Below are 24,226 nucleotides of genomic sequence, written 5' to 3'. Positions count from 1 at the left end.
GTTTTGGGCTCGGTTCGAAAGGATCGGGCTTTTTTTTCAGGCTCAGAAAAGACAATGCTTGAAAACAGACAAGCTTTTTGACGCGGATTAAACAGGACTTTGACTCGGTTTTGACAGTTTCCGACCAATAATGAAATCGTGGTTAAAGGATTGAAAAAGGGAGGCGTGATGTTCTCTTTCTTAACGCTTCTTTCCACAAGAGTTGTCAAAATATTATTATGAGCACTTATTACGATAAGTCGCACACATGATTAATACGTCTCTTTTCACACTTTTTCTAGTCACTTCTGCTTTTGCAGTGGCCACTCCGGGCCCCGGAGTGCTTATGACGCTCACCAGTTCCATCCGCTATGGGCTTCGCACAGCCGTTTGGGTGATTTTGGGGACATCCACCGGAACCGTCGTCATGTCGATGATTTCCTCAACGGGATTGGGCATTTTGATTGCAACGTCTCCCGCAGCTTACGAGACGATTAAGGCTTTGGGGGCTCTCTATATGGTGTATTTGGGCGTGCGACTTTTTAAAGCGAAACCTTTCAGTTTTGATCTTGCCTCAAAAGAAAAAGCAATGAGCGTAACCGTTAAGCAAAAAGGGACTCTTTGGCTTCAGGGTATTACGCTTCAGATGACCAACCCCATGCTCATCATGTTCTTTGTCTCGCTTTTTCCGCAATTCATTGATCATGAGCTTGCCTTTGTGCCGCAGGTTGTTGTAATGACCGTGACCTACTTTTGTACGGTTTTCTGTATCCATTTTTGCTACGGATGGATTGCTTCCAATTTCAGGCGTCTTTTGTCAACGCCTAAAGCCGCTAAGGTCATCAACTGTGTGGGAGGCGCCTTTTTCCTATTTTTGGCTGCGCGAGTGTTTGTCGATATGCTTCAATAGTATGCGCTCAGAAAGTGCGGGCATTTTTTCGCTAAACTACACCTGTTTGAAATTTCCATTGATGAGTAAAGAAGATGTTTGAAATTCGATGTGCAGAAGAAAAGGATTGTGAGTTGATTTTGCAGTTTATCCGCCGCCTGGCAGACTACGAAAAGCTCCTGCATGAAGTGACCGCCACGGTTGACGATGTGCGCCGTGAGCTTTTTAGCGCAACCCCTTCGGCTCATGCTCTCATTGCTTACGAAGACGACAAACCTGTGGGCTTTGCACTCTACTTTTATAATTTCTCGACCTTTTTAACTCGTCGCGGTTTATATCTGGAAGATATCTTCATTGAGCCTGACTATCGGGGAAAAGGATACGGCAAGGCGCTTTTACGCTACTTGGCTCAGAAGGCGGTGAAGGAAAAGTGCGGTCGCTTTGAATGGGTAGTGCTCGAGTGGAATAAGCCCGCCATCGGATTTTATGAGAAAATGGGCGCCAAACTGATGACAGACTGGCGACTGTGTCGTTTAACGGGTGAGGCGCTTGAGCGTTTCGCTAAAGGTTCTTAAGTTATGGCTTCTCAGGTATTGGCCCGCAAATGGCGGCCTCATGATTTTGAAAGTGTAGTGGGACAAGAGCCCGTGGTTCAGGCGCTTACGCACGCTTTGCGTGAAAACAGGCTTCACCACGCTTATCTTTTTACCGGTACGCGCGGTGTCGGGAAAACGACTCTGTCACGCATCCTCGCTAAAAGCCTTAACTGTGTGGGACCGGACGGCAAGGGCGGTGTGACGGACCATCCGTGCGGCGTCTGCGAGGCTTGTCGAGCGATCGATGAAGGGCGTTTTGTCGATTACATCGAAATGGACGCGGCGAGCAATCGTTCTGTCGAGGAAATGACAGCGCTTCTTGAGCAGGCGATGTATGCACCCACCAATGCCCGCTACAAGGTCTACATGATTGACGAAGTGCATCAGCTCACGTCGCACGCCTTTAACGCGATGTTAAAAACGCTCGAAGAGCCGCCTGAGTACGTGAAATTCATTCTGGCGACAACCGATCCGCAGAAAGTGCCCGTTACGGTTTTGTCGCGCTGCCTGCAATTTAATCTTAAGAATGTCTCGCCTCAGACCGTAGCCGATCACATGGCTCACATTCTGCAAGAAGAAAAAATCCAGGCCGAACCCGCCGCACTGAAACTCTTGGGAGTGGGAGCCAGAGGCTCCATGCGAGACGGCTTGAGCCTCTTGGATCAGGCGATTGCATTTGCCGGTGACAAGCCCATCACGCTTGAGAGCGTGCGCGAAATGCTCGGCATGATGGATAGCGACGTGCTCTTAAAGCTTTTGGTGTATTTGGCCGAAGGAAAGGCGCACGAGATGATGCAAGTGGCTCAGGATATGTCCTTGCGCAGCCTCTCCTTTAGCCAGGCCATTCGTGATTTGGCAGCACTTTTACACAAAATTGCCCTCGCGCAGTTTGATGCGGCAAGTCTTGCCTCCGACGATATGGATCGTGAAGCGGTGATGACGCTTGCGAAAACTTTCACGCCGCAAGAGGTGCAGCTTTACTATCAGATTGCGTTAAATGCACGCGCCGACATGAATTTGGCCCCTGATGAGTATGCCGGTTTTACGATGGCGCTTTTGCGAATGCTCGCTTTTAAACCTGCAGGCAGCGTGTCGGTGAAGTTACCCGAACGCTTTAAGCCTGAGGTGACCAAGGCGCCTCAAGAGCCTCAATCGGCGACTGAACCCGTTGTTTCAGCTTCTCCGGTCAAAGAAAAACCTGTTGAGCAAACCGCCTCAACACCGACTCAGCCTCAAGTCGAGCATGATCCTGCGCCATGGGAGGATGCTCCCGTGGGGGAGCCTGATTCGGGCAGTACGGTCAAAGCGACTGCCCGGGAAGAAAAGCCTTCGGTTAAACCGGTTGAGACAAAACCGGTCGCAGTCCAAGACGATGATGATGTGCCGTATGTGGATTCCTATGACGAGTATGCCTCGCAGATGGAGCCCACAATCGATGACTACGGTTTTGCCGAGCCCGTGCAGGAGTTGCCCGAAGAAGATTCTCAGGCCGGGCATGAGGACTTTGAAAGTCGCTACGACTTTGCAGAGGACTACGATCAGATTCCGGAATTTACCGAGATCGGTCGGAAGTGGTTTGAAAAGTTGCGTTACACCTATCCGGCGACCTATGCTCGCGATATTTTGGAGCGTAGCGAATGTGTCTCTATTGAAGACGACCTGATTACGCTTCGTATTGATCCCTTGTACGAGAATCGACTCAAAAACCAAAAAGCCATGCTTTTGGTGCAAAGAATCGTCGATCCGTTGTTCGGCCGCCGGATGCGCTTTAAGTTTGAATTGGAAACGCCTCGTTCGAGAACGATCAGCCAGGAGCGTGCGCGCTTGAAAAAAGAACAAAAAGAGGCTGAGGAAGCCGAAAAAAGAAAGAATAAATATGTGACAATTACCGATGATGCCGAAAGGAAAGCGGCGATTGAGTCACTTAAAAAGACCCCTTTGGCCCGAACGGTGATGCGGCGCTTTAATGCGCGAATTGATCCGATGTCGGTCAAAAAGAAGATTTCTTAACTGTTACCCGAAAGAAAGGATAAACAACTATGCGTGGAAACATGGGAGCGTTGCTCAAACAAGCTGCTCGAGTACAGGAAAACATCAAGCGTTTGCAGCATGAATTGGATCACTTGGAAGTGACGGGCAGCGCAAGCGGCAATCTCGTGCAGGTGACGATGACCTGCAAGCACTCGCTCAAATCCGTGAAGGTTGATCCGAGTCTGTTGCAGGAAGACGTGGATATGGTCGAAGATCTCATCTTCATGGCCACGAAAGACTGCCTCGATAAGATCGAACAGATCACCAAGGAAAAGATGGCAGCAGCGACTGCCGGTATGCCCTTGCCTCCGGGAATGTCCTTTTAAGGATCCGTTCGGATGACGTCGCTCAGTCCCAGCTTGGATGAATTGGTCGATGCATTAAGAAGGTTGCCGGGGTTAGGACCTCGGTCGGCCTCTCGCATCGCCGAGCATCTTTTGAGCCAAGATCGCGAGCGAGCGCTGAAGCTTGTCAGTGCGCTTGACCGGGCTGTGAAAAACGTCAAACACTGTGAACTCTGCAATACGCTCACAGACGATGCCGTGTGTCCTATTTGTGCGGATACGAGTCGCGATCACAGCAAAATCTGTGTGGTGGAAAGCCCTGCCGATCAACGTGTCATTGAAGAGACGATGACCTATCGGGGACTTTACTTTGTGCTCATGGGACTGATTTCTCCGGTCAAGGGAGTCGGTGCAGAGGATTTGCGCTTGGCTAAGCTCTGGGAAAGACTCAAAAGTGATCCGGCGGTGCGGGAAGTCTTGATTGCGACGCCCTATACGCCCGAAGGGGATGCAACGGCGCATTTTATTGCTAAGGCTGTGGCCTCGGTTGCACCTCAAGTGCGGGTAACCAGGCTTGCTCGGGGAATTCCGGCAGGCGTAGAGTTGGAATACACGGACGCCAATACAATAGCGGGAGCGATTTTTGCTCGACGCTAAACTCATGACGAGGAAGAAACTATGGCTAAAGAACACGTGAAGGCTGCGCTTGTCGAGGCGCGTCAGGCGCTTGATGCACTGATCGCTGCCGATCAAACGCAAGAGGCGATTGTTCAGGCTTCAGAATTGATGGCCGAGACCATCCGTCGGGGAGGAAAAATTCTTTCCTGCGGCAACGGTGGTTCCCTTTGTGATTCCATGCATTTTGCCGAGGAAATGACCGGACGATTCAGAAGTGACCGTCCCGGTTATGCCGCCATTGCGATTGCGGACGCTTCACACATGAGCTGCGTCGGTAATGACTACGGTTACCGAGCCGTTTTCTCCCGCTATGTGGAAGCGGTGGGTAGGCCCGGTGATGTGCTTTTAGCCATTACCACTTCAGGCACCAGTGCCAATGTGATTGATGCGGTTGAAGCCGCTCATAAAAACGGTATGAAAGTGGTGGGTCTTACCGGAAAATTTGACAGTCCCCTGGCACAAAAAGCCGATGTCGCGATTGTGACGCCCGCCGGACGTTGGGCCGATCGGGTTCAGGAGTTGCACATTAAGTGCATTCACATTTTGATTGAATTGGTGGAACGACAACTCGCTCCTGAGAACTACAAATAGAGAAGTTTTCTACACTTTTTTAGACAAATCTCTAAAAGTTGAAGTAAACTACACAATATTGGGGAATTCCCCGTTTTGTGTAGTTTACTTCTTTTTTTATGAAAAATTTTATCATTGCTAATACTCTGACTCTTAACGAAATCGGAGAGGTTATCCGCAAGCGTCGGAAAGCCCTTGGATACACTTTAGAAGAAATTGAAAAGGCGACAAAAATCAGTCGTAAGACGTTAATTAAATTGGAAAAAGGCGGCGATGTCCGATATTCAACTTTGATCACAGTTTTAAGTATTTTGGGCTTAACGTTGGATTGGTCGAATCAAACAAAATTCTTACTACAAGATCGTTCAGAGGTTGAGGGAAATGACTGGTTCTAAGTGTTTTCTTTTGCTCGGAAAGAATGTTGTGGGTGAGATTAATCCTGACTCGTCAGAAGGCAATGATTTTTTCCGATACTCTGAAAATTGGAAAAAAGAAGGATTCGCTCTGTCTCCGACTTTGCCGTTGAATGGGAAAATCAAAAAAACGGATTTTCTTCTCTTTTTGGAAAACTTTTTGCCCGAAGGGCGTGCACTGGAGCATCTGAGCCGATTAAACAATATTTCCAAAAATAATGTCTTGGCGCTTTGTTTAGCTATCGGAAATGATTTGGCGGGAGCGCTGAGATTGAGTTTGACAGACAATGTCCCTGATGTTGCCGAACAGATTCGCCCGATAACCTTTGAAGAAATCGTTCAAAAATTGGATTTTCCCGACACACACCCGATTGACATTTGGGATGGGAAGCCTAGGTTATCGGTAGCAGGAATGCAGGCAAAGATTAACGTTCTGAAAGTGGAGAATAACTACGCGCTCGTCAATGGAGAGCGACTTTGCTCAACGCATATTCTGAAATTTGAGTCCGCTCAAAAGCATTTGTTACTTAACGAATTTTTGACCACGAAGCTCGCGAAATCATTGGGTTTTGCGGTTGCAGAGCTGAACCTAAAACGTATCGGCTCACATCGAGTATTAGAGGTAACTCGTTTTGACAGAGCGTACAGAAATGAGCAGGTGCTGCGTCGTCCCATGATTGATGCCTGTCAGGCTTTGGGCTTATCTTCTAGCTTGAAGTATGAGCAAAATTTCGGAACGGGTCGAGATGTTGCACATATTCGGGATGGTGCGAGTTTTAAAAAGCTCTTTTCTTTGACGCGTTTTGCCACCGATCCCTTGCGCATGATGGATAATTTTTTGCATTGGATGCTCTTTAATGTTGTGATCGGCAATTGTGATGCACATGGGAAAAATTTCAGTTTCTTTGTCGGAAAGGATGGATTAACTCCAACGCCTTGGTACGATCTGGTCAGCGTTTGTCAGATTCCTCAGGTTCAACAGTCACTAGCGATGTCAATCGGTGACGAATTTGAGTTGGAACATTTGCACGCTTTGCAGATTTTGTACGAAGCGCAATCCTGTGGCTTGGATTTTGAGGATGTTTGCCGAGCACTGACTCATGTGTTGGATTCAATAGACGAAGAATTGGATCGTATGGAGTTGTCTGACGACTTTGATGAAGAAGAAAAAAAGTATATTGTCGAATACCGAAGCAATATTTCAGCAAGGTTAAGAAATTGGCGCAAAGAACTTGAACTGATGCCAAAAATAGCATCAAATAAAAGTCTGTTTTAAGGTGCATTTTGCGGTAGAATTGTCCCCGTCTGAAACGAATGCCTGAGCTTGATGGAAAGGCTCGGGCTTCTTTGTTCTCTATTGAAAAGTAAACGAGAAAATACTATGGCGATTCCCATTACAGTACGTGGTGCCGAATTGTTAAAGGCCGAATTAAAGCGATTAAAGAGCGTGGAGCGTCCGGCAGTCGTCCAGGCTATTAAGGAAGCCCGTGAAAAGGGCGATTTGTCTGAAAACGCAGAATACGATGCCGCCAAGGAACTTCAAGGCCACATTGAAGGACGTATTGCCGAATTGGAAGGAAAGCTTTCTTCTTTGCAGGTGATCGATCCTAAAGAACTCGATGCCGGAGGCCGCATTGTTTTCGGTGCGACGGTTGAGTTGGAAAATCAAGATACCGGTGAAGTGGTGACCTATCAGATCGTGGGCGACGATGAAGGCGACATCAAGCGCAATTTGGTTTCGATTTCAAGTCCCATTGCGCGTGCCCTGATCGGTAAATATGAAGGCGATGAAACGATTGTGCACGCCCCGGGCGGCGATCGTGCCTATGACATTTTGGCGGTCAAGTACATCTGATCGTCCTTTTTAGTTGGAAAACAAAAGGCTCGGTCCTATTTAAGGTGCCGAGCCTTCGTTGATTAAAGATTGGCGTAAGCCTTTTTAGTTGTACGGCCCTTGGCTTGAGCGCGGGTCTTACGATGAGCGGTGGGTCCTCCTCTCATACCGCGACGGGCTTCGGCCATTTTACGACGCTTGGCGCGTTCGGCTTCTTCTTTTTGTTTTTCCGGGTTCGGACGCCACAAAACAAGAAGCTTGCCGATCATTTGAATGCGTGCTGCGTTTAAGCGATCAGCGATTTCGTTGTAAATCGCTTCGCGTTCTTCACGCTCGTCGCCGGGCACACGGATTTTGATGAGTTCATGCGCCAAGAGCGCACGATCGATTTCTTTTAACACCGCGTCCGTTAAGCCATTGGCGCCCAAAAGGACCACGGGATCGAGCCCATGGGCTTGTCCACGAAGGGCCAGACGAGTGTCGCGGTCAAGTAGAAGTTCAGCCATAATACGGTATTGAAGTAAGCAAATAATTTAAAAAACGGTGAATTCTATAAGAAAATCATGCCAGTAGCAACAAAGAAACTGAGATCGAACCGCGCTTGGATTGAGCGCCACATCAATGACCCCTTTGTAAAACGCTCTCGCCAGGAGGGTTATCGGGCCCGTTCGGTCTATAAGCTCATCGAGCTCAATGATAAAGAAAAATTGATTCGCCCGGGAATGTGTGTGGTCGATCTGGGAGCGGCGCCGGGCAGTTGGACTCAGGTGGTTCGTGAAAAATTGGCCGGCAAAGACGGAGAGGTTCGCGGCACCATTATCGCCATGGATATTTTGCCCATGGATCCGATCGACGGGGTGACGTTTCTGCAGGGCGATTTTCGTGAGCAGGAAGTGGCCGATAAGCTCACGGAAATCATCGGTGACAAACAGGTTGATCTGGTGCTCTCTGACATGGCCCCCAACCTTTCGGGGATTGCGGCAGCCGATGCCGCACGGAGCTTGCTGTTAAATGAACTTGCACTCGAATTTTGTCTAGAACACCTCAAAGACAACGGCGTGTTTGTCACGAAGGTTTTCCAAGGCAGCGGTTTTTCTCAGTATGTTGAAACGCTTAAAAAGCACTTTAAAACGGTGCTCACGAGAAAACCGGAAGCAAGCCGTGACACCTCGGCTGAGGTTTACATGGTTGCCAAACACATTAAGAAGCGTTAGATCAGCTTTTTGTTGTAAAAAGGCGAAAAAAACATTTCCATGTCAACCAATTATCGGTATTCTTAACAATCCGGAATTTGGTTGTGTACACAAGGCGAAGGAGCCTGTAAATTGAATAAGAATTTCTTTAATCGTATTGGTGTTTGGATTATTTTGGCGCTGGTGTTTTTCACAGTGTTTCGGCAGTTTGAGCCCGAAACAGCACCGACGGCCACTTCGACAAGTTATACGCAATTCATGGAAGATGCCAAGGCCGGCAAAATTGCCCGAGTGGACATCAAGGGCCGTGAAATCACGGTCACGCCTGTTGAAGGACAAAAGTATGTGATCACGAGTCCGGGTGACTTGTGGATGGTCGATGACTTGAGAAAAGACGGTGTGCAGGTTTACGGCACGCCCGAAGAAGAGCCGTCTTTCTGGATGACGGTATTGATTTCGTGGTTCCCGATGCTGCTTTTGATCGGTGTGTGGATTTTCTTCATGCGCCAGATGCAGGGTGGCGGCAAGGGCGGCGCGTTCAGTTTCGGTAAAAGCAAAGCGCGCAAGCTCGACACAACCAACAATAAGGTGACCTTTGCCGATGTGGCTGGCTGCGATGAAGCCAAAGAAGAAGTGCAGGAAGTGGTGGACTTCCTTAGAGATCCCTCTAAGTTCCAACGCTTGGGCGGACGTATTCCTCGCGGCATTTTGCTTGTGGGTAGCCCCGGTACCGGTAAGACGTTGCTTGCCAAGGCAATTGCAGGCGAAGCTAAGGTGCCCTTTTTCTCCATTTCCGGTTCTGACTTCGTGGAAATGTTTGTGGGTGTCGGTGCGGCTCGTGTGCGTGACATGTTTGAGAACGCAAAGAAAAACGCCCCCTGCATTATCTTTATCGATGAAATTGATGCCGTAGGTCGTCAGCGTGGTGCTGGTTTAGGCGGCGGCAACGATGAACGCGAACAGACGCTCAACCAAATGCTCGTGGAAATGGACGGTTTTGAAACCGGCACGAACGTTATTGTGATTGCCGCAACGAACCGCCCCGATGTGCTCGATCCCGCCCTGTTGCGTCCGGGTCGTTTTGACCGTCAGGTCGTGGTGCCGTTGCCTGATGTGCGCGGTCGTGAGCAAATTCTCAATGTGCACATCAAGAAGGTTCCTGTGGGCCGCGATGTGGATCCGGAAGTCATCGCTCGCGGTACGCCCGGCATGAGCGGGGCGGACTTGGCTAACCTTGTGAACGAGGCTGCACTTTTTGCCGCCCGACGTGACGCCAAGGTTGTTGAGATGGTGGACTTTGAGCAAGCCAAAGACAAGATCCTCATGGGTGCTGAGCGCCGCAGTATGGTGATGAGCGAAGACGAAAAGCGTACGACCGCTTATCACGAGTCTGGTCACGCTGTGGTCGCCTGGATGTTGCCTAAGAGCGATCCGCTTCACAAGGTAACGATTGTGCCGCGTGGCCGTGCGTTGGGCGTGACGATGCAGTTGCCTGAAAAAGACCGCTTCAATTACGATGATGTGTATCTCACGTCTCGCTTAGCGATCATGTTCGGCGGACGTGCAGCCGAAGAAGTGTTCCTCAATCAAAAGACGACGGGTGCTTCCAATGACTTTGAACGCGCCACGCAGATGGCTCGTGACATGGTGACGCGCTACGGCATGAGTGATGCGTTGGGTGTGATGGTTTACGCGGAAAATGAGGGCGAAGTGTTCCTCGGTCGCTCGGTGACCCGCACGACGCACGTCTCTGAAGCCACGATGCAAAAAATCGACGCTGAAGTTCGTCGGATTTTGGAAGAACAATACGCTCGCGCCCGCGATATCCTCAAGGCCAACCGTGACCGTGTGGAAGTGATGGTGCAGTGCCTCATGAAGTGGGAAACGCTCGATGAGGATCAGATTGCCGATATCATGCAAGGTCGCGAAGTGCGTCCTCCGAGACCGGGTGCTTCGGCTAAAGCCGATCAAGAGCGTCGTGAGCAAGGGGAGGTTAAACCTGTAGAAAACTCTCCTCAGGAATCTCAAGTTCAGCCTCAGGATCAGGATGAGCAAAAGCGAGAGGAATAATTAAAAAAGTATTGCAAAGCCGGGAAAATTTTTCTCGGCTTTGTTATTGAAGGCGCGGAAAGGTTCAAAACGATGTTATTGGGGTTATTTTTTGCTGTTTTGGCTTGTGCCATTTGGGGCCTCATTTACATTTTTCCGCTTATTTTGCCCGACTACAATCCGGTACTCATTGCCTCGGCGCGTTTTGCCGTATACGGTTTGGCTTGCTTGGTTTTTGTCCCTATCCAATGGCAGCAACTTAAAAAACTCACCCCGGGCGATTGGTTTTTAGCCATGAGGCTCGCCTTTTTCGGGAGTTTCGTTTATTACTGGTCGCTCGTGATGGGAGTGACGCTCGCAGGCGCTCCTGTGACCGGCATGCTCATGTGTTTGATTCCGGTCTTTGTTGCACTTGTTTCCAACCTGAGAAATAAGAAAAAAGCAGCAAGTGTCGCCTGGTCACGCCTGAGCATACCTTTGGCGTTGATTCTCGTCGGTATGGTCGTGGCCAATTGGACAGAGTTTTACTACGCCGTTCATGAACAGTCTGCCTCACCTCTGCAATTTTGGACGGGTGTGGGCTTCGGGGTTCTTTCCCTTTTATTGTGGACCTGGTACCCGATTCGCAATGCCGAATGGTTGCTTGCCAATCACTCCAAGGGGCCGAAAGTATGGGCTACAGCTCAAGGGCTGGCGATTTTGCCTTTTACACTGATCGGTTTTTTAGTGGTGAGTTATTGTCTTCAGCCGGCTGAGGTCGGCCTTTTGGGGCCTGAACCTTTGAAGTTTGCACTTGTCATGCTGGTAGCCGGTGTGGTTTGCTCCTGGGTAGGCGCAGCTTGTTGGAATGCAATGAGTGAGCGTTTACCCACTGCATTGGGCGGGCAACTCATTGTCTTTGAGACGATTTTTTCAGTGATTTACGCCCTGATGTGGCGAGGGACTTGGCCCACGCTTTCTATGGTCATCGGTATGGTGATTATGCTTTTAGGGGTGCTGGCTGCATTGCGCGTATTCAGAAACGTGCGAGCCTGACGTGCTTTTGACATAATTTCAGCTCATTTGAAGATTTGGGGATTTCGTAATGACGACTTTTCTTTGGCATGACTACGAAACATTCGGTTTAAGTCCGAGTTTGGATCGCCCGGCGCAGTTTGCCGCTATTCGCACGGATGACAACCTCAATAGGCTAGAAGAGCCGATTTGTCTTTACTGCAAACCGCCGATGGACACGATGCCCAGTCCGCAAAGCATTGCCATTACCGGTATCCTCCCTCAGTATTGTGCCGAGCACGGACTCCCCGAGGCTGAATTTGCCCGTGAGATCCATCATGCCATGATTCGTGAGAACACGATCAGTGTGGGCTACAACTCCATGCGTTTTGACGATGAGGTGACGCGTTTTACCTTCTGGCGCAATTTCATCAGTCCCTATGATCGTGAGTTTGATCACGGTTGCTCCCGATTTGACCTTTTCCCGTTGGTGGTGGCCACGTGGGCCCTAAGACCCCAAGGAATCAATTGGCCGATGACTGATGACGGGACTCGTCCTTCTTTCAGACTGGAAAAACTCTCTCAAGCCAACGGTCTCACTCATGAACACGCTCACGATGCATTAAGTGACGTTGAGGCCACCATCGAGATGGCAAAGCTTATTCGTGCAAAACAGCCGAAGCTTTGGGATTTTGCTCTTCGCAATCGATTTAAAAATTCAATCCTTCAGATGATTCGAAGCGGAAAGCCGTTACTTTGGGTCAGTCCTATTCATGGTGCTGAGCGCGGTTATATTCGCCTGGTGCGTGTGCTCGGGGCACTGCCCGGTCGAGCCAACCATGTGCTGATGTGGGACTTGTCCGTGGATCCGTCAGAACTTCTGATATTGAGTGCCGAGGATATTCGGGAACGGGTATTTGTTAAAGAAGAGGATCTTCCTGCGGGTAAAAGCCGACTGCCCATTTTCATCTGCAAAATCAATCAGGCTCCCTTCATTGTCAATCATTGGGGCGTATTGAGTGATGAGCGGGCAAAAGAATTTGGCATTGATAAGCTCGCTGCCCTTCAAAATGATGAACGTCTCGTACCCCACATCGATCAATTGCAAGGGTTGTGGGCAGAGGCTTTTGAAGAAGAACAGTCAGAGTCGGTTGAGCCCGTTGATGTCGATGCCGGTCTTTATAGCGGAGGCTTTGCATCCTTTAACGATAAAAAACTCATCTCAATGGTTAATCGTCTCGAACCTGATGCGCTTGCTCAATGGGTGCATGACGGACGTTTAGCATTTGAAGATCATCGCTATGATGAGATGCTTTTGCGGTTTCGGGCAAGAAACTGGCCGCAGACTTTAAGTGATGAAGAGGCTCGGAAGTGGAAACACTTGCGTGAAGACCGTTTGATGAACGGAGCGGGCGGAGCGCGAACGCTTGAAGTTTTTGCCGAAGAGCTTGAAGCCTATGCCGACAGCTTCGGAGAGGAAATCGATGAACGAACCGAAGAGATTTGCGGAGCGCTCTACGATTGGATGGAAGTGGTGAGCAACTCTCTTGATTCAGATTAGATTTTTAGGCGCCGCATATTGTATTTAGAAAAATGTTAAGCGGCGCCTGTTTTCAAATGTCCCAAATGCTCTGAACGGTGATTCTCGGAGCAATGTTGTATGCAGCTTCGGGTAAGGCAATGATTGCAGCTGGCCCGAGAGAGATATTGAATTTTTCCAACGCCCGAATCCACTTGGTATCGTGGGTGTCGGGCGTTTTCTTCATTTTAATTTCCACCGGATAATAAAGACCATCGGAATGAATCAGCAGATCAATTTCCATACCGGAGCTGTCCCGATAAAAGTAGAAGTCTGGTTTTTTCCCGTTGTGGCAATAACTTTTTAAAATTTCCGTGATGACAAAGGTTTCGAAAAGTGCACCGTTGTAGATATGGTTTTGCATTTCCTGAGGAGAAGAAATGCCCAGAAGTGCGGCCGCTAATCCGGTATCGGCTAAGTACACTTTAGGACTTTTGACAATTTGCTTGTTGATATTGCCGCTGAACGCCGGAAGCAGGTAAATGAGTCCCGAAGCTTCAGCAATCGAGAGCCAACGTTTAATGGTGGGCATCCCGACATCGCACATTTGAGCGAGTATTTGAATGCGTAATTCTTGGCCCGTTCGAGCGGCCAATGCCTTTAAAAACTTTCGGAATTCGAGAGTTTTTTCAACGCCTGTAAGTGCCGCAACATCCCTTGAGAGATATAAGTCAATTAAAGAATCGAAAAACCATTGTCTTTCCGTGTGATCCAGGTTAAGTACTTCAGGCCAGGCTCCCTGAAAAATCATTTCCCAGGTTTCTGAAGTGTCAAATTTGGGAAGTGTCCCCACGTGTCCCGGGACAAAAGGCTTTTGCTCAAGTCCCAGACCTAAACGCTCGTACACTGACAACGGATACAGATCAAACGCAATCAACCGACCGGGAAGGGCATCGGAGACTTGGTGCATCAAATGCAGGCGCTGAGAGCCACTTAACCAATATTGTCCTTTATCGTTTTGGGCATCCACTTTTTCTTTAAGAGGACGAAAAAGTGAGGGAGCCAGTTGAATTTCGTCGACAATGGCCGGGGCTTGATTGCGCTCGAAAAATGAGGAAGGATCTTCGTTAGCCATTAAACGTTGAGCGGTATTATCGAGCGTTATATAGCGGCGATTCTCACCGGCAATCATTTTGAGGAGAGTGCTTTTCCCAACTTGGCGAAGCCCGGATAGCATCACGACTTTGAAGTGTTCGGATGCTTTTTCAATAATCGGTTCAAGAGTACGGCGAAGATAAGTCATGTTTAAACACAATAAAGAAGAACTACTATTTTTATAGAGTATTTTATTTTTTGTGTCAATAAAATTAACTATGTATGGATAATAATATTTGCTATGCATGGTAGATTTTATTGAATATTTTGATTCTTAGAATTATTGAGAAGTTTTGTCTTTTCCTGAAAAAAGTTGATACCTAGGGCTACGGGTAAAACCTGTCAACCAATTTCAGACAGGTCAGATGGGCAATTCTTTAGACATATAATCATTTAAGGTAAATTTTATTAACGTTAAACGTGTTAACGTAAATCAGATTTATGTTAAAATCCCACAAAAAGCAGGAGTTATCTATGCGTTTTTATGGAAGAAATGAAGAAATTTTGGCACTTCAATCATTTTTGGAAACCGTGAGAAGACAAAACGTTTCGCAGATGGTGAGTGTCATTGGCAGGCGTCGTGTCGGAAAGACCACACTGATTCTGAAAGCTTTTGAGAATGAGGCCGTTCCATTTTTGTACTTATTTGTTTCCCGACGAGTATCTGAGGCTGATTTGGTTCAGGCATGGCTCACTGAAATCTGTCGAGTCTTTAAGCTTGAATTTGCTCCGAATTTAAGCTCTGCCTCAGAGGTTATACGTTTTGTCATGTCATTGGCAAAAGATACACCGTGTGTTTGCGTCATAGATGAGTGCCAGGAACTAAAGACAGTTCAGCCTTCCTTTTTCTCGCAATTGCAGCACGTTTGGGATCTGAATAAAGACAAATCGAAGCTGTTGCTGATTATGAGCGGCTCGATCATTTCGGCTATGGAGGAGCTTTTTAACGCTTCAAGCCAGCCGTTGTACGGACGCTCCAGCGGTCAGCTTTTGGTTCAGCCTTTTTTACCTTCAGTGATCAAAGAAATTGTTCTCACCGAAAACCCTAAAGCCAAGCCGATGGATTTGTTGGCAGTGTATGCAATGACGGGAGGTGTGGCGAGATATCTGGAAATTCTCGCTGATGAGCAGTGCCTGACTTTAGATAAAGCCATTCAATTTATTTTCTCGCCTCAAGGTGGTTGGTTAAGATCGGAAGGAACGATTTTTCTGGCCAATGAGTACCGAGCGGATGCTTTAACTTACTCTCAGATTCTGAGAGCTATTGCTAACGGTGCTACAAAGTGGAACGAAATTCAAAGTCTATCTGAGCTTCAAATATCGGCCTATATGAGGCGATTAGAGAATTTTCGACTCATTTCAAAGCGATATCCGATTTTTGAAAAACCGACATCTCGAAAAGCGCGCTATAGCATCGCCGATTCGTACATGCGGTTTTGGTTGGAATTTGTTGATCCGGTGCCTCTTCGTGCTTTGGCTGAAGCCTCCCGCTGGTCGATGTTAATTAATTACTGCCAAAGCAAGTTTTCGGATTTCTTAGGACTTTCTCTGGAGAGTTGGTTCAGATCCAGCTATTTGGAAAAAGGTCCTTGGTTTGAAGTCGGCAGTTGGTGGGATCGAACAGGCGAATATGAAATTGATTTAGTTGCAGTGGATCCTTCAGAAAAAAGGATTGAATTCGGAGAGGCGAAACTTAATTCTGAAAAATTTAATTCAATTAAATTAAGCGGTAAAGTCAGTAGTTTCCTTGAAGCACATCCACAATACAGCGATTGGACGATTTCGATGAAGGGCCTTTTTCCGGATGACATCCTTTAGAGAAGCGAAGTGCTTTAAGTTTTAGCACTTCGCTGCCACTCAATTAATACGTATATTTTTCAGCGCCTTCCCAAGCCGGTGTATAGGCACCTTTATAAGCCTTCATTAGTGTTGCGGCCGTCTCTTGCGTTTGGTGAGCCTTGACCACCTTCTGATAGACGGGGTCATCTTTGTCGGCTTCCCGAGCCACGATCACATTGACAAGCTGAGCAACCTGAGGGTTGGTTTGCGGGTTTAAATCTTCGGAAAAGATGGCATCAGTCGTTGCATCAAGCCCGGCTATGAAAGCATTGCCGCCGTTAATAACCGCTGCTGCGACATCGGGTAGGAGTCTTGCGAGGATACCCGATTCTGCTTCTCGGATTTTAATTTTGACTTTGTATTCGGTGATATCGAGTTTGGTGGGCACATAGCCTTTGGCAGGATCCACTTTAATTAAGCCCGCCGCCTCTAAAAGTTTCAGTGCACGACCGCCATTAGTCAGATCGGAGGGAATAGCAATAATGTCCCCGTCTTTAATGTCTTTTAGCGATTGAATTTTTTCTTTGTTGTTGTAGATTCTGAGCGGCGTAACGATAGTGTCGCCGATCGCGGTAATTTTGTAGCCGTTTCGTTCAATATCGTTGGCTAAAAACGCTTTGTGCTGAAAGGCATTGAGATCAATTTCGCCGTCAGCCAAGGCACGGTTAGGCGTAGCGTAGTCGCTGTACTTAATGAGCTTGACGTGAATGTTTTCGGGCGCAAGAAGTTCGTTGACCGTTTCCCAATGCGCTACATAGTCTCCCACGACGCCGACCTTAACTTCGCGAATCTCCTGGGCGCTGGTATTGGATACCAGACCTAAAGAGAACGCAGCCGTGCAGCCGAGGGCTGTTAAAGACTTCAAAAAGGTACGTTTATTCATGATGAGTGTCTCCTGACAGTTAGTGAGAAGTTTTTCGAATAATCCATTGGCCGAAACATTGAACGACAGTGATAACAGCCAAAATAATGATGACGGTGAGCCAAATCATGTCTCGGTAGCCCATTTGGTAGCCGTAACGGATGGCAAAATCGCCCAGGCCGCCTGCGCCGATGGCGCCCGCAATTGCCGTGATGCCGATAAAGCTCACAAACGTGATGAGGGTGACGCGTGTGATGCCGGGAATGGACTCACGCAAGTAGACACCGAATACGATTTGGGGAACGGAAAAGCCCATGGCAAGACTCGCTTCAATCAGTCCTTCATCCAAATCACTTAAAACCTGTTCGATCTGGCGGGCGAAAAAGGGGACGGTGCCGAAAACCAACGCCACAAAGGAACCCGTGACACCGGAACCCGTACCGACTAAAAAGCGGCTCAATGGGATCAGTAATACGATCAGAATAATGAAGGGAATGGAGCGGATAATGTCGATACTTTTATCAAGCAAGTAAAAGATCCATGGTTTTTCCCAAAGGCCGCCTCGGCGGGTAATGACTAATAAAACACCGATGGCTACGCCCAGCACCCAGGCAATGGTGCCTGAAACGGCGACCATCGTGGCGGTTTGCCAGAAGCACTCAAGTAACTCCGGCCCGAGTCGATCAAGATGAGGCAGAAAATAGTGGATCCAATCGTTCATCTTAAAACCTCCACAATGACTTTTTGCTCAATTAAAAATTGCTTGGCATCCTCAATGCGTTCACTTTCGCCGTCGATCGCTACGCCGAGCTTTCCTACGATGCAATCTTTGAAGTAGTCGATATTGCCGTAGATGATGTTGGCTTTAACTTCAAAGCGCCGATAGAGCTCACTCATTAGCGGTTCGCCCGCAACGGCTCCGCGGTAAGTCAGAAACCAAACCGGTTGAGTGGGCTTAATGCCGGTGATGGCGCTGTTGAGTTTGACAAGATCACTGAAGGCTTCAAACTTATCGGCAGCTTGAATGAAACTTTTCGTAATGGGCGCTTGAGGAGAGCTGAACACATCGACAATATCGCCTTCTTCAACCACGCTACCCTTTTGCATCACCGCGACCCGATCGCAAATTTCTTTGATGACTTCCATTTGATGCGTGATGACAACGATAGTGAGCTTCAATCTGGCATTGACTTCTTTGAGTAATTGCAAAATGGAATGTGTGGTTTGAGGATCAAGAGCGCTTGTGGCTTCGTCGCAGAGCAGGACTTTAGGGTCGTTGGCCAACGCTCGGGCGATAGCTACGCGTTGCTTTTGTCCGCCGGACAATTGTGAGGGATAGCTTTGCGCTTTATCGGTAAGGCCCACCAGGTCAAGCAGGGAATTGATTTTGGCTCTCCGTTCTTTCTCGGTGAGTCGAGTAAGTTTGAGCGGCAATTCAATATTTTCAAAGACCGTTCGCGAAGGCATGAGATTGAAGTGTTGAAAAATCATGCCGATCTTTTGGCGCATTTCGCGCAATCGGCGACCCTCAAAGTGTGTGATGTCTTCGCCTTCAATAACAACGCGACCTTTTTCGGGTTTTTCCAATAAGTTAATGCAGCGAACAAGAGTGGATTTGCCGGCGCCGGAAAAGCCGATGATGCCGAAAATCTCACCTTCGCGAATTTGCAGAGAAACATCTTTGACTGCTTCTACGGTCTTGCCGTTGAGTTCAAAGGTTTTTGAAATATGTTCAAGTTCAATCATCCGTAATCCTTCGGTCACACCGGATGCAGACGCATCAAACTTGTTTTTGTCGTCATTCAACCGCTTAAAGGTCGGAGTCTCAATACCAAAAATTTTGGTGTGACGTTTAATTAATTTTCAAATGAGTTGGGGCTGAAACATCGTTCGTATTGAGACCTTCCGAACGATATTTTTTGCGGAGCGCGGTGCTCCGAAGGTCCTTAGAGCACCATCGTCATCATGCACATTCGCATTTCGAATTCACTGCCGACAACAGACACGGCCGTCGAAGCGGTCGGGCTGCTAGGCTTGTGTTCAAAAGCGATGTCCATGTTTGATTCCTATGCTCTAAAAATTGAAATCTCGAAAGAGATGGAGATAGCTTAGAAGAAAACAGATGTCCTTTCAATAAGGGATTTGACGATTGATGAGCGCTTTTGCTTAGTTCTTCGAAATTTTCTTTCAGAAAGAAAAAAGCTCTGCCGGAAATTTCCATGCAGAGCTTTGATGTCGATCTAACGTCAATTATTTTTTCATTTTATTTTCTTTTAAACCCACCGAGAGGTTAAAGACCGGATGCTCGGGCTTGTGATCGATTCGATCAGCCACAAAGTAGCCCGTGCGTTCCAATTGGAACTTTTCATCGGGTTGGGCTGTTGCCAGTGCCGGTTCAATATAACCTTCAACCACTTTGAGGCTATCAGGATTTAAAAGCGTACGGTAGTCAGCATCGACTGCATCGGGCTGCGCCACGGCAAAGAGTCGGTCATAGAGACGGAACTCGGCCTTAACGGCAGTCTTTGCATCGACAAAGTGAATCGCAGCCTTGGTCTTAACGGCTTCAGAGCCCGCGCTGCCGCTTTTCGTTTCAGGCAGATAGCGGCAGTGAACGGCGATGACCTTGCCGTTTTCATCCTTATCAACCGAGGTCGGTACCACAACGTAGGCATAGCGCAGACGAACCGGTTTGGCTTCAGAGCCGTCAGCAGGAATCGTCAGACGGCGATAGCCCTTGGGCGGCACTTCGGCAAAATCGCTTTCATCAATCCAGAGTTCACGAGAGAAAGTGAGTTCGCGCGTGCCCAATTCCGGCTTTTGCGGATGGTTCGGAGCCGTGAGCGTTTCGGTTTGATTTTCAGGATAGTTGTCGATAATGAGCTTTAAGGGATGCACCACACCGATACGGCGCATAGCGCGGCCTTCGAGATCTTCACGCAGACAGGCTTCGAGAACCGAGTAGTCGATTAAGCCGCCTGCCACACGGGAGACGCCGCAACGTTCGGCAAAAAGCTGAATGGCTTCGGGGGTGTAGCCTCTGCGGCGCAAGCCGAAAATTGTCGGCATACGCGGATCATCCCAACCGCTCACGAGGTTTTCTTTGACGAGTTGGATGAGTTTGCGCTTACTCACCACCACGTGCGAGAGGTTCAGACGATTAAATTCATATTGGTGCGATAGCAAGAAGAAGTTCGGGCGCACCACATCAAGCGCGGCTTGCAAAAGCGGCGTGTAGTGTTCGGGCTGAGTCAAGAGCAAAGCCCAGAAAGATTCTGCGCGGATGCCCATGAGCTTTTCCGGTCCCAGATTGTCACTCCAGGCATCGAGAATTTCAGCCAACGCTTTTTCCGGAGCACTCAAGCCGAGTTTATTGCGATGCTGGTAGCAAGCACGCATGAATGCGAGGGCTCGGGGATCTTCGCCCTTACTCATTTGCAAAAGAATAGCCTTGGCTTCTTCAAATTGCGGTCCGCGCAAAACGGGGATGGAGCGTTCAAGCGCCCAATCGTAGAACGCGCGTTGGTCTTCGAATTCAAGCGTGCAAATGGAGTGGGTGATGTTTTCAAGCGTATCTTCGATTGGGTGAGCAAAGGTGTACATCGGGTAGATGCACCACTTGTTGCCCGTGCGATGGTGTTCGGCAAAGCGGATACGATAGATTGCCGGGTCACGCAGGTTGATGTTGGGGCTTGCCATATCAATCTTGGCACGAACCACCATGGAACCTTCGGCGTGCTTACCGTCGCGCATTTCGCGGAAAAGACGAAGGTTTTCTTCAATCGGGCGGTCACGATAGGGGGAGTTCTTTCCCGGTTCGGTCAAAGTGCCGCGATTGGCATGCATTTCTTCAGGGGTTTGTTCGTCGACGTAGGCAAAGCCGGTCTTCACGAGGTGCTCTGCGCAGTCGTACATCCACTGGAAGTAGTCGCTTGCGAAGTAGAGATTATTTTCTTCGCCGTGCTTCCAATCAAAGCCCAACCATTGCACCGACTCTTTAATGGAGTCGACGTACTCCTGGTCTTCCTTGACCGGATTGGTATCGTCAAAGCGCATGTGGCAGTAGCCGCCGTAGTCACGAGCCAAACCGAAATTCAGGCAGATACTCTTGGCGTGACCAATATGCAGATAGCCATTGGGTTCGGGCGGAAAACGCGTACGGATTCGGGCCGGATCTTCCTGACCGTTTTGGGCCTGCTCTGCATAAGGAGCAGGATGGCCGCACCACAAACGGGGGCGGTTGGCGTTACGAGCCAAGTCTTCATCAATGATATTTCGAATAAAGTTGGTGACCTGTGCACCGTTTTCTTTGTTTTCCGTCGTGGACATATGATTGTCTCAAAAAATATAGCGAAATGAAGTCTTTAATTTTAAAGCCTTTCACAGTATTTGGCGAATTCCGACAAGCACTCTTTGACAAAGAACACAGGGAGGAAGAATGTTTGCAACGAATCTGAATATCGGTCAACTTGATCAGTTCAAACCAAGAAAAAAACAAAAAAGGCACAGACAGCGCCTGCACCTTTTTGCGTTCAATGTTAAGCGATCAACGTCCCATTTTTTGAATATGAATAATTTGCTCGCTTTTAGTGCTGCAACAATCGGAGGTTTTCTTGCGGCCCGTATGGCACGATGAGCACCCGCAGCCGCAGTCGCCGCTTGAGCGATTCTTCATTTTGAAAACAATCACCCAAATGACTGCCAGGACAATCAATATCAAAAGCAACCAACTGATACCGTTCATGATTCAACCTTATTGAAAACCATTCTCAGTTAATATCCTAGCACCAATCCGATGAGCCGAACAATAAAAGCGACAATCCAGGCGATCACGCATTGAAAAAGTGCTACGCCGACAGCCCACTGGCCGCCCAATTCTCGTTTAATCGTCGCAATTGAAGCCACACACGGGGTATAGAGCAGGCAAAACACCAACAGTGCTAAGGCTGTCAGAGTGCTTAAAGCAGCGGTGAGTGCTTCGGTGGAACCGAACAGAACGGAGAGGCTACTCACGACACTTTCCTTAGCCATAAAGCCACCGATCAATGCAGTCGTAATGCGCCAATCGTCAAAGCCCAGGGGCGCGAAAATGGGGGAAATCCAGCCCGCCACAACCGCCAGGATACTGCTTTGAGAGTTCTCAACCGGATTGAGTTGAAAGTCAAAAGTCTGTAAGAACCAAATGACAATCGTTGCCACAAAAATCACGGTAAAGGCACGCTGTAAAAAGTCCTTGGCTTTGTCCCAGAGCAAGAGCATCACGTTTTTAGCGCCGGGTAGCCGATAGTTGGGCAACTCCATCACAAAGGGCACTGCTTCGCCCTTAAAGACCGTGTTTTTCATAAGGTAGCCCAAAATGACAGCTACGATAATCCCCAACACGTAAAGACTAATCATGATAAGTGCACCTTCGCCCGGGAAAAAGGCCGCGACGAAAAATGCGTAGATGGGCAATTTTGCCGAGCAGCTCATAAAGGGGGTGAGCAAAATCGTCATCTTTCGGTCTCGCTCTGAAGGGAGCGTGCGGCTAGCCATGACGCCCGGAACCGTACAGCCGAAACCGATTAACATCGGCACAATGCTTCGGCCGGACAGGCCGATTCGTCTTAAAAGCGTGTCCATCACAAACGCTACGCGCGCCATGTAACCGCTGTCTTCGAGAAAGGACAGGAAGAAAAAGAGGACGACGATGGTAGGCAGAAAACTCAAGACACTACCCACGCCATTGAAGATGGCATCAATGATGAGCGAATGGATGGAGGCATTGACGTTTAAAGCAGTGAGTGCTGCATCGGTCTGTTCCGTAGCCAAGCCGATTGCCCAATCCAGTGCGTCGCTTAACCATACGCCGATCACGTTAAATGTGAGCCAGAAGACCAGTGCCATGATGGCAATAAAGGCCGGAATGGCCGTCAAGCGACCGGTCAAAATCTCGTCAATGGCAAGACTTCTGATGTGCTCACGACTGATTCTGGGTTTGACCACGGTTTGTGCGCAGACCTTGTCGATAAAAGAAAAGCGCATATCGGCAATGGCTGCAGCCCGGTCCAGACCGCGTTCGGCTTCAAGCTGCTTGATAATGTGAGCGATGGTGCGCTTTTCATTGATGTCCAGATCGAGCTGATCCATGATGAGCGCGTCGCCTTCTGCGATTTTGCTTGCCGCAAAACGAAGCGGAATATTGGCCTTTTGTGCATGGTCTTCGATGATATGCATGATGCTGTGAAGACACCGGTGCACGGCGCCGCCATGGTCACTTGAGTCACAAAAGTCCTGAACTGTCGGGGGTTCCTGGTACTTCGCTACGTGAATCGCGTGGTCAATTAATTCTTCAATGCCTTCGCCGCGGCTTGCTGAAATCGGCACGACCGGCATCCCAAGGAGTGCCTCCATTTCGTTCACACGCACCGAGCCTCCGTTAGCCCACACCTCATCCATCATGTTCAGAGCCAAAACCATGGGGCGGCCCAACTCCATTAACTGCATCGTCAGATACAGGTTTCTTTCAATGTTGGTCGCATCCACAATGTTGATGATGGCATCGGGATTTTCTTTGAGAATAAATTCACGCGAGACGATTTCTTCGTTCGTGTAAGGCGAAAGAGAATAAATGCCCGGCAAGTCCGTGACCAGGGTTTCAGAGTGCCCGATGATACTGCCATCTTTACGATCGACCGTTACGCCGGGGAAATTGCCGACGTGTTGATTGGAACCGGTAAGCTTATTAAAAAGGGTGGTTTTGCCGCAGTTTTGATTACCCGCAAGCGCAAAGGTGAGAACTTTTCCTTCAGGTAACGGCTTTTCGGTTTTCTTTTCGTGAAATTTACCGCCTTCACCGTAACCAGGGTGCGAAATTTCCTCAACCGCTTGGGTTTGAGACTTAATCGGTTCCGGCTCACGAATATTGGTAATAGTGATCGCCTGAGCCTCCGCTACTCGAAGGGTCAGTTCATAACTTCTGATACGGACTTCAATCGGATCGCCCATGGGGGCGCGTTTAACCATCGTAACGGTGGCCTGGGGGATTAATCCCATATCCAGAAAGTGTTGACGCAGGGCGCCTGAGGCACCGACGGATTCAACGGTCGCACTGCGACCGATCGGCAAATCATTCAAAGTAACGGGCATCTTGGAATTCTTTCTTATTTTTCGCGCGGTTAGCGTTTTTGAGCAAACGCATTTTAGTGCAAATACTGCTGTGGTGTACTGCTTTGACCATCAGGAGAACCTTCCGGCGACAAAAACATTCAAAAGATAAGTTAATAACTGTTTGAAATTATTATGTTATTTGGATAATTTGTCGGCCAAGCATCAGTTTGAAATTTTTCGAGCAGAACTATTA

At 48.5% G+C, this 24,226-nt stretch carries 21 protein-coding genes and 1 pseudogene; 14 read left to right on the top strand and 8 right to left on the bottom strand.

Going from position 1 to position 24,226, the window contains the following annotated elements; translation table 11 throughout:
* The first annotated feature begins 247 nt into the window (after window positions 1-247).
* From H5985_RS05530 to greA, 9 genes are all read left to right on the top strand, one after another.
* On the top strand, window positions 248-889 hold the full coding sequence (locus H5985_RS05530; RefSeq protein ID WP_205050318.1) for a LysE family translocator: 642 nt from the start codon (window positions 248-250) through the stop codon (window positions 887-889).
* Between the two features lie 74 nt (window positions 890-963).
* Window positions 964-1,443, top strand: coding sequence for a GNAT family N-acetyltransferase (locus H5985_RS05525; protein WP_205050317.1), 480 nt, complete (start codon window positions 964-966; stop codon window positions 1,441-1,443).
* A gap of 3 nt (window positions 1,444-1,446) precedes the next feature.
* Entirely contained in the window at window positions 1,447-3,474 is a 2,028-nt protein-coding gene (gene dnaX, locus H5985_RS05520) for a DNA polymerase III subunit gamma/tau (protein WP_205050316.1), read from the top strand.
* Between the two features lie 29 nt (window positions 3,475-3,503).
* Complete coding sequence (locus tag H5985_RS05515; protein ID WP_205050315.1) at window positions 3,504-3,821, top strand: YbaB/EbfC family nucleoid-associated protein; 318 nt, start codon at window positions 3,504-3,506, stop codon at window positions 3,819-3,821.
* Window positions 3,822-3,833: 12 nt separating this feature from the next.
* Window positions 3,834-4,436, top strand: a complete 603-nt coding sequence (recR, locus tag H5985_RS05510) for a recombination mediator RecR (protein ID WP_205050314.1) — start codon at window positions 3,834-3,836, stop codon at window positions 4,434-4,436.
* A 21-nt stretch (window positions 4,437-4,457) separates the two neighbouring features.
* Entirely contained in the window at window positions 4,458-5,048 is a 591-nt protein-coding gene (gmhA, locus tag H5985_RS05505) for a D-sedoheptulose 7-phosphate isomerase (RefSeq protein ID WP_205050313.1), read from the top strand.
* Between the two features lie 98 nt (window positions 5,049-5,146).
* The gene (locus H5985_RS05500) at window positions 5,147-5,422 is read left to right on the top strand and encodes a helix-turn-helix domain-containing protein (protein WP_205050312.1); all 276 of its coding nucleotides are present in this window, start codon (window positions 5,147-5,149) and stop codon (window positions 5,420-5,422) included.
* Entirely contained in the window at window positions 5,409-6,716 is a 1,308-nt protein-coding gene (locus tag H5985_RS05495) for a HipA domain-containing protein (protein WP_205050311.1), read from the top strand. The genes H5985_RS05500 and H5985_RS05495 overlap by 14 nt, the downstream gene beginning before the upstream one ends.
* Window positions 6,717-6,821: 105 nt before the next feature.
* Window positions 6,822-7,295 (top strand): transcription elongation factor GreA, encoded by a 474-nt coding sequence (gene greA / locus H5985_RS05490; protein ID WP_205050310.1) that lies wholly within the window; start codon window positions 6,822-6,824, stop codon window positions 7,293-7,295.
* An 83-nt stretch (window positions 7,296-7,378) separates the two neighbouring features.
* Here greA and yhbY read toward each other — a convergent pair.
* A pseudogene (gene yhbY / locus H5985_RS05485) lies at window positions 7,379-7,780 on the bottom strand (ribosome assembly RNA-binding protein YhbY); the annotation flags it as partial.
* 57 nt (window positions 7,781-7,837) lie between these two features.
* Between yhbY and H5985_RS05480 the strand changes: the two are divergent.
* The 4 genes from H5985_RS05480 to sbcB all read left to right on the top strand — a co-directional run bounded on the left by H5985_RS05480 (window position 7,838) and on the right by sbcB (window position 13,070).
* Window positions 7,838-8,488: an RlmE family RNA methyltransferase gene (locus H5985_RS05480; RefSeq protein WP_205050309.1), complete on the top strand. Its 651-nt coding sequence runs from the start codon at window positions 7,838-7,840 to the stop codon at window positions 8,486-8,488.
* A gap of 111 nt (window positions 8,489-8,599) precedes the next feature.
* Entirely contained in the window at window positions 8,600-10,537 is a 1,938-nt protein-coding gene (ftsH, locus tag H5985_RS05475) for an ATP-dependent zinc metalloprotease FtsH (RefSeq protein ID WP_205050308.1), read from the top strand.
* Window positions 10,538-10,609: 72 nt separating this feature from the next.
* A complete protein-coding gene (locus H5985_RS05470; protein WP_205050307.1) occupies window positions 10,610-11,551 on the top strand; it encodes a DMT family transporter in 942 nt (313 codons plus the stop codon).
* 49 nt (window positions 11,552-11,600) lie between these two features.
* The gene (sbcB, locus tag H5985_RS05465; protein WP_205050306.1) at window positions 11,601-13,070 is read left to right on the top strand and encodes an exodeoxyribonuclease I; all 1,470 of its coding nucleotides are present in this window, start codon (window positions 11,601-11,603) and stop codon (window positions 13,068-13,070) included.
* A gap of 52 nt (window positions 13,071-13,122) precedes the next feature.
* Here the strand turns inward: sbcB and H5985_RS05460 are convergent, their stop codons facing one another.
* On the bottom strand, window positions 13,123-14,331 hold the full coding sequence (locus tag H5985_RS05460; RefSeq protein WP_205050305.1) for an ATP-binding protein: 1,209 nt from the start codon (window positions 14,329-14,331) through the stop codon (window positions 13,123-13,125).
* A 326-nt stretch (window positions 14,332-14,657) separates the two neighbouring features.
* Between H5985_RS05460 and H5985_RS05455 the strand changes: the two genes are divergently transcribed.
* Window positions 14,658-16,001 carry an ATP-binding protein gene (locus H5985_RS05455; protein WP_205050304.1) on the top strand — a complete coding sequence of 448 codons (1,344 nt, stop codon included), beginning with the start codon at window positions 14,658-14,660 and terminating at the stop codon, window positions 15,999-16,001.
* A 43-nt stretch (window positions 16,002-16,044) separates the two neighbouring features.
* On the opposite strand, the gene H5985_RS05450 is transcribed toward H5985_RS05455, so the two are convergent.
* From H5985_RS05450 to feoB, 6 genes are all read right to left on the bottom strand, one after another.
* A complete protein-coding gene (locus H5985_RS05450; RefSeq protein ID WP_205050303.1) occupies window positions 16,045-16,905 on the bottom strand; it encodes a MetQ/NlpA family ABC transporter substrate-binding protein in 861 nt (286 codons plus the stop codon).
* Between the two features lie 19 nt (window positions 16,906-16,924).
* Complete coding sequence (locus tag H5985_RS05445; protein ID WP_205050302.1) at window positions 16,925-17,605, bottom strand: methionine ABC transporter permease; 681 nt, start codon at window positions 17,603-17,605, stop codon at window positions 16,925-16,927.
* Window positions 17,602-18,630 carry a methionine ABC transporter ATP-binding protein gene (locus H5985_RS05440; RefSeq protein ID WP_205050301.1) on the bottom strand — a complete coding sequence of 343 codons (1,029 nt, stop codon included), beginning with the start codon at window positions 18,628-18,630 and terminating at the stop codon, window positions 17,602-17,604. The genes H5985_RS05445 and H5985_RS05440 overlap by 4 nt, the downstream gene beginning before the upstream one ends.
* Window positions 18,631-19,134: 504 nt before the next feature.
* On the bottom strand, window positions 19,135-21,213 hold the full coding sequence (locus H5985_RS05435) for a glutamine--tRNA ligase (RefSeq protein WP_205050300.1): 2,079 nt from the start codon (window positions 21,211-21,213) through the stop codon (window positions 19,135-19,137).
* Window positions 21,214-21,430: 217 nt separating this feature from the next.
* On the bottom strand, window positions 21,431-21,628 hold the full coding sequence (locus tag H5985_RS05430; protein ID WP_205050299.1) for a FeoB-associated Cys-rich membrane protein: 198 nt from the start codon (window positions 21,626-21,628) through the stop codon (window positions 21,431-21,433).
* Window positions 21,629-21,657: 29 nt separating this feature from the next.
* A complete protein-coding gene (gene feoB / locus H5985_RS05425) occupies window positions 21,658-24,012 on the bottom strand; it encodes a ferrous iron transport protein B (protein ID WP_205050298.1) in 2,355 nt (784 codons plus the stop codon).
* Window positions 24,013-24,226 lie beyond the last annotated feature (214 nt).

Source organism: Parasutterella secunda, assembly GCF_016901835.1.
Lineage (GTDB): Bacteria > Pseudomonadota > Gammaproteobacteria > Burkholderiales > Burkholderiaceae_F > Aphodousia > Aphodousia faecavium.
Note: the sequence above shows the minus strand (reverse complement) of the source record. Positions and strands in the feature narration are given on the sequence as shown.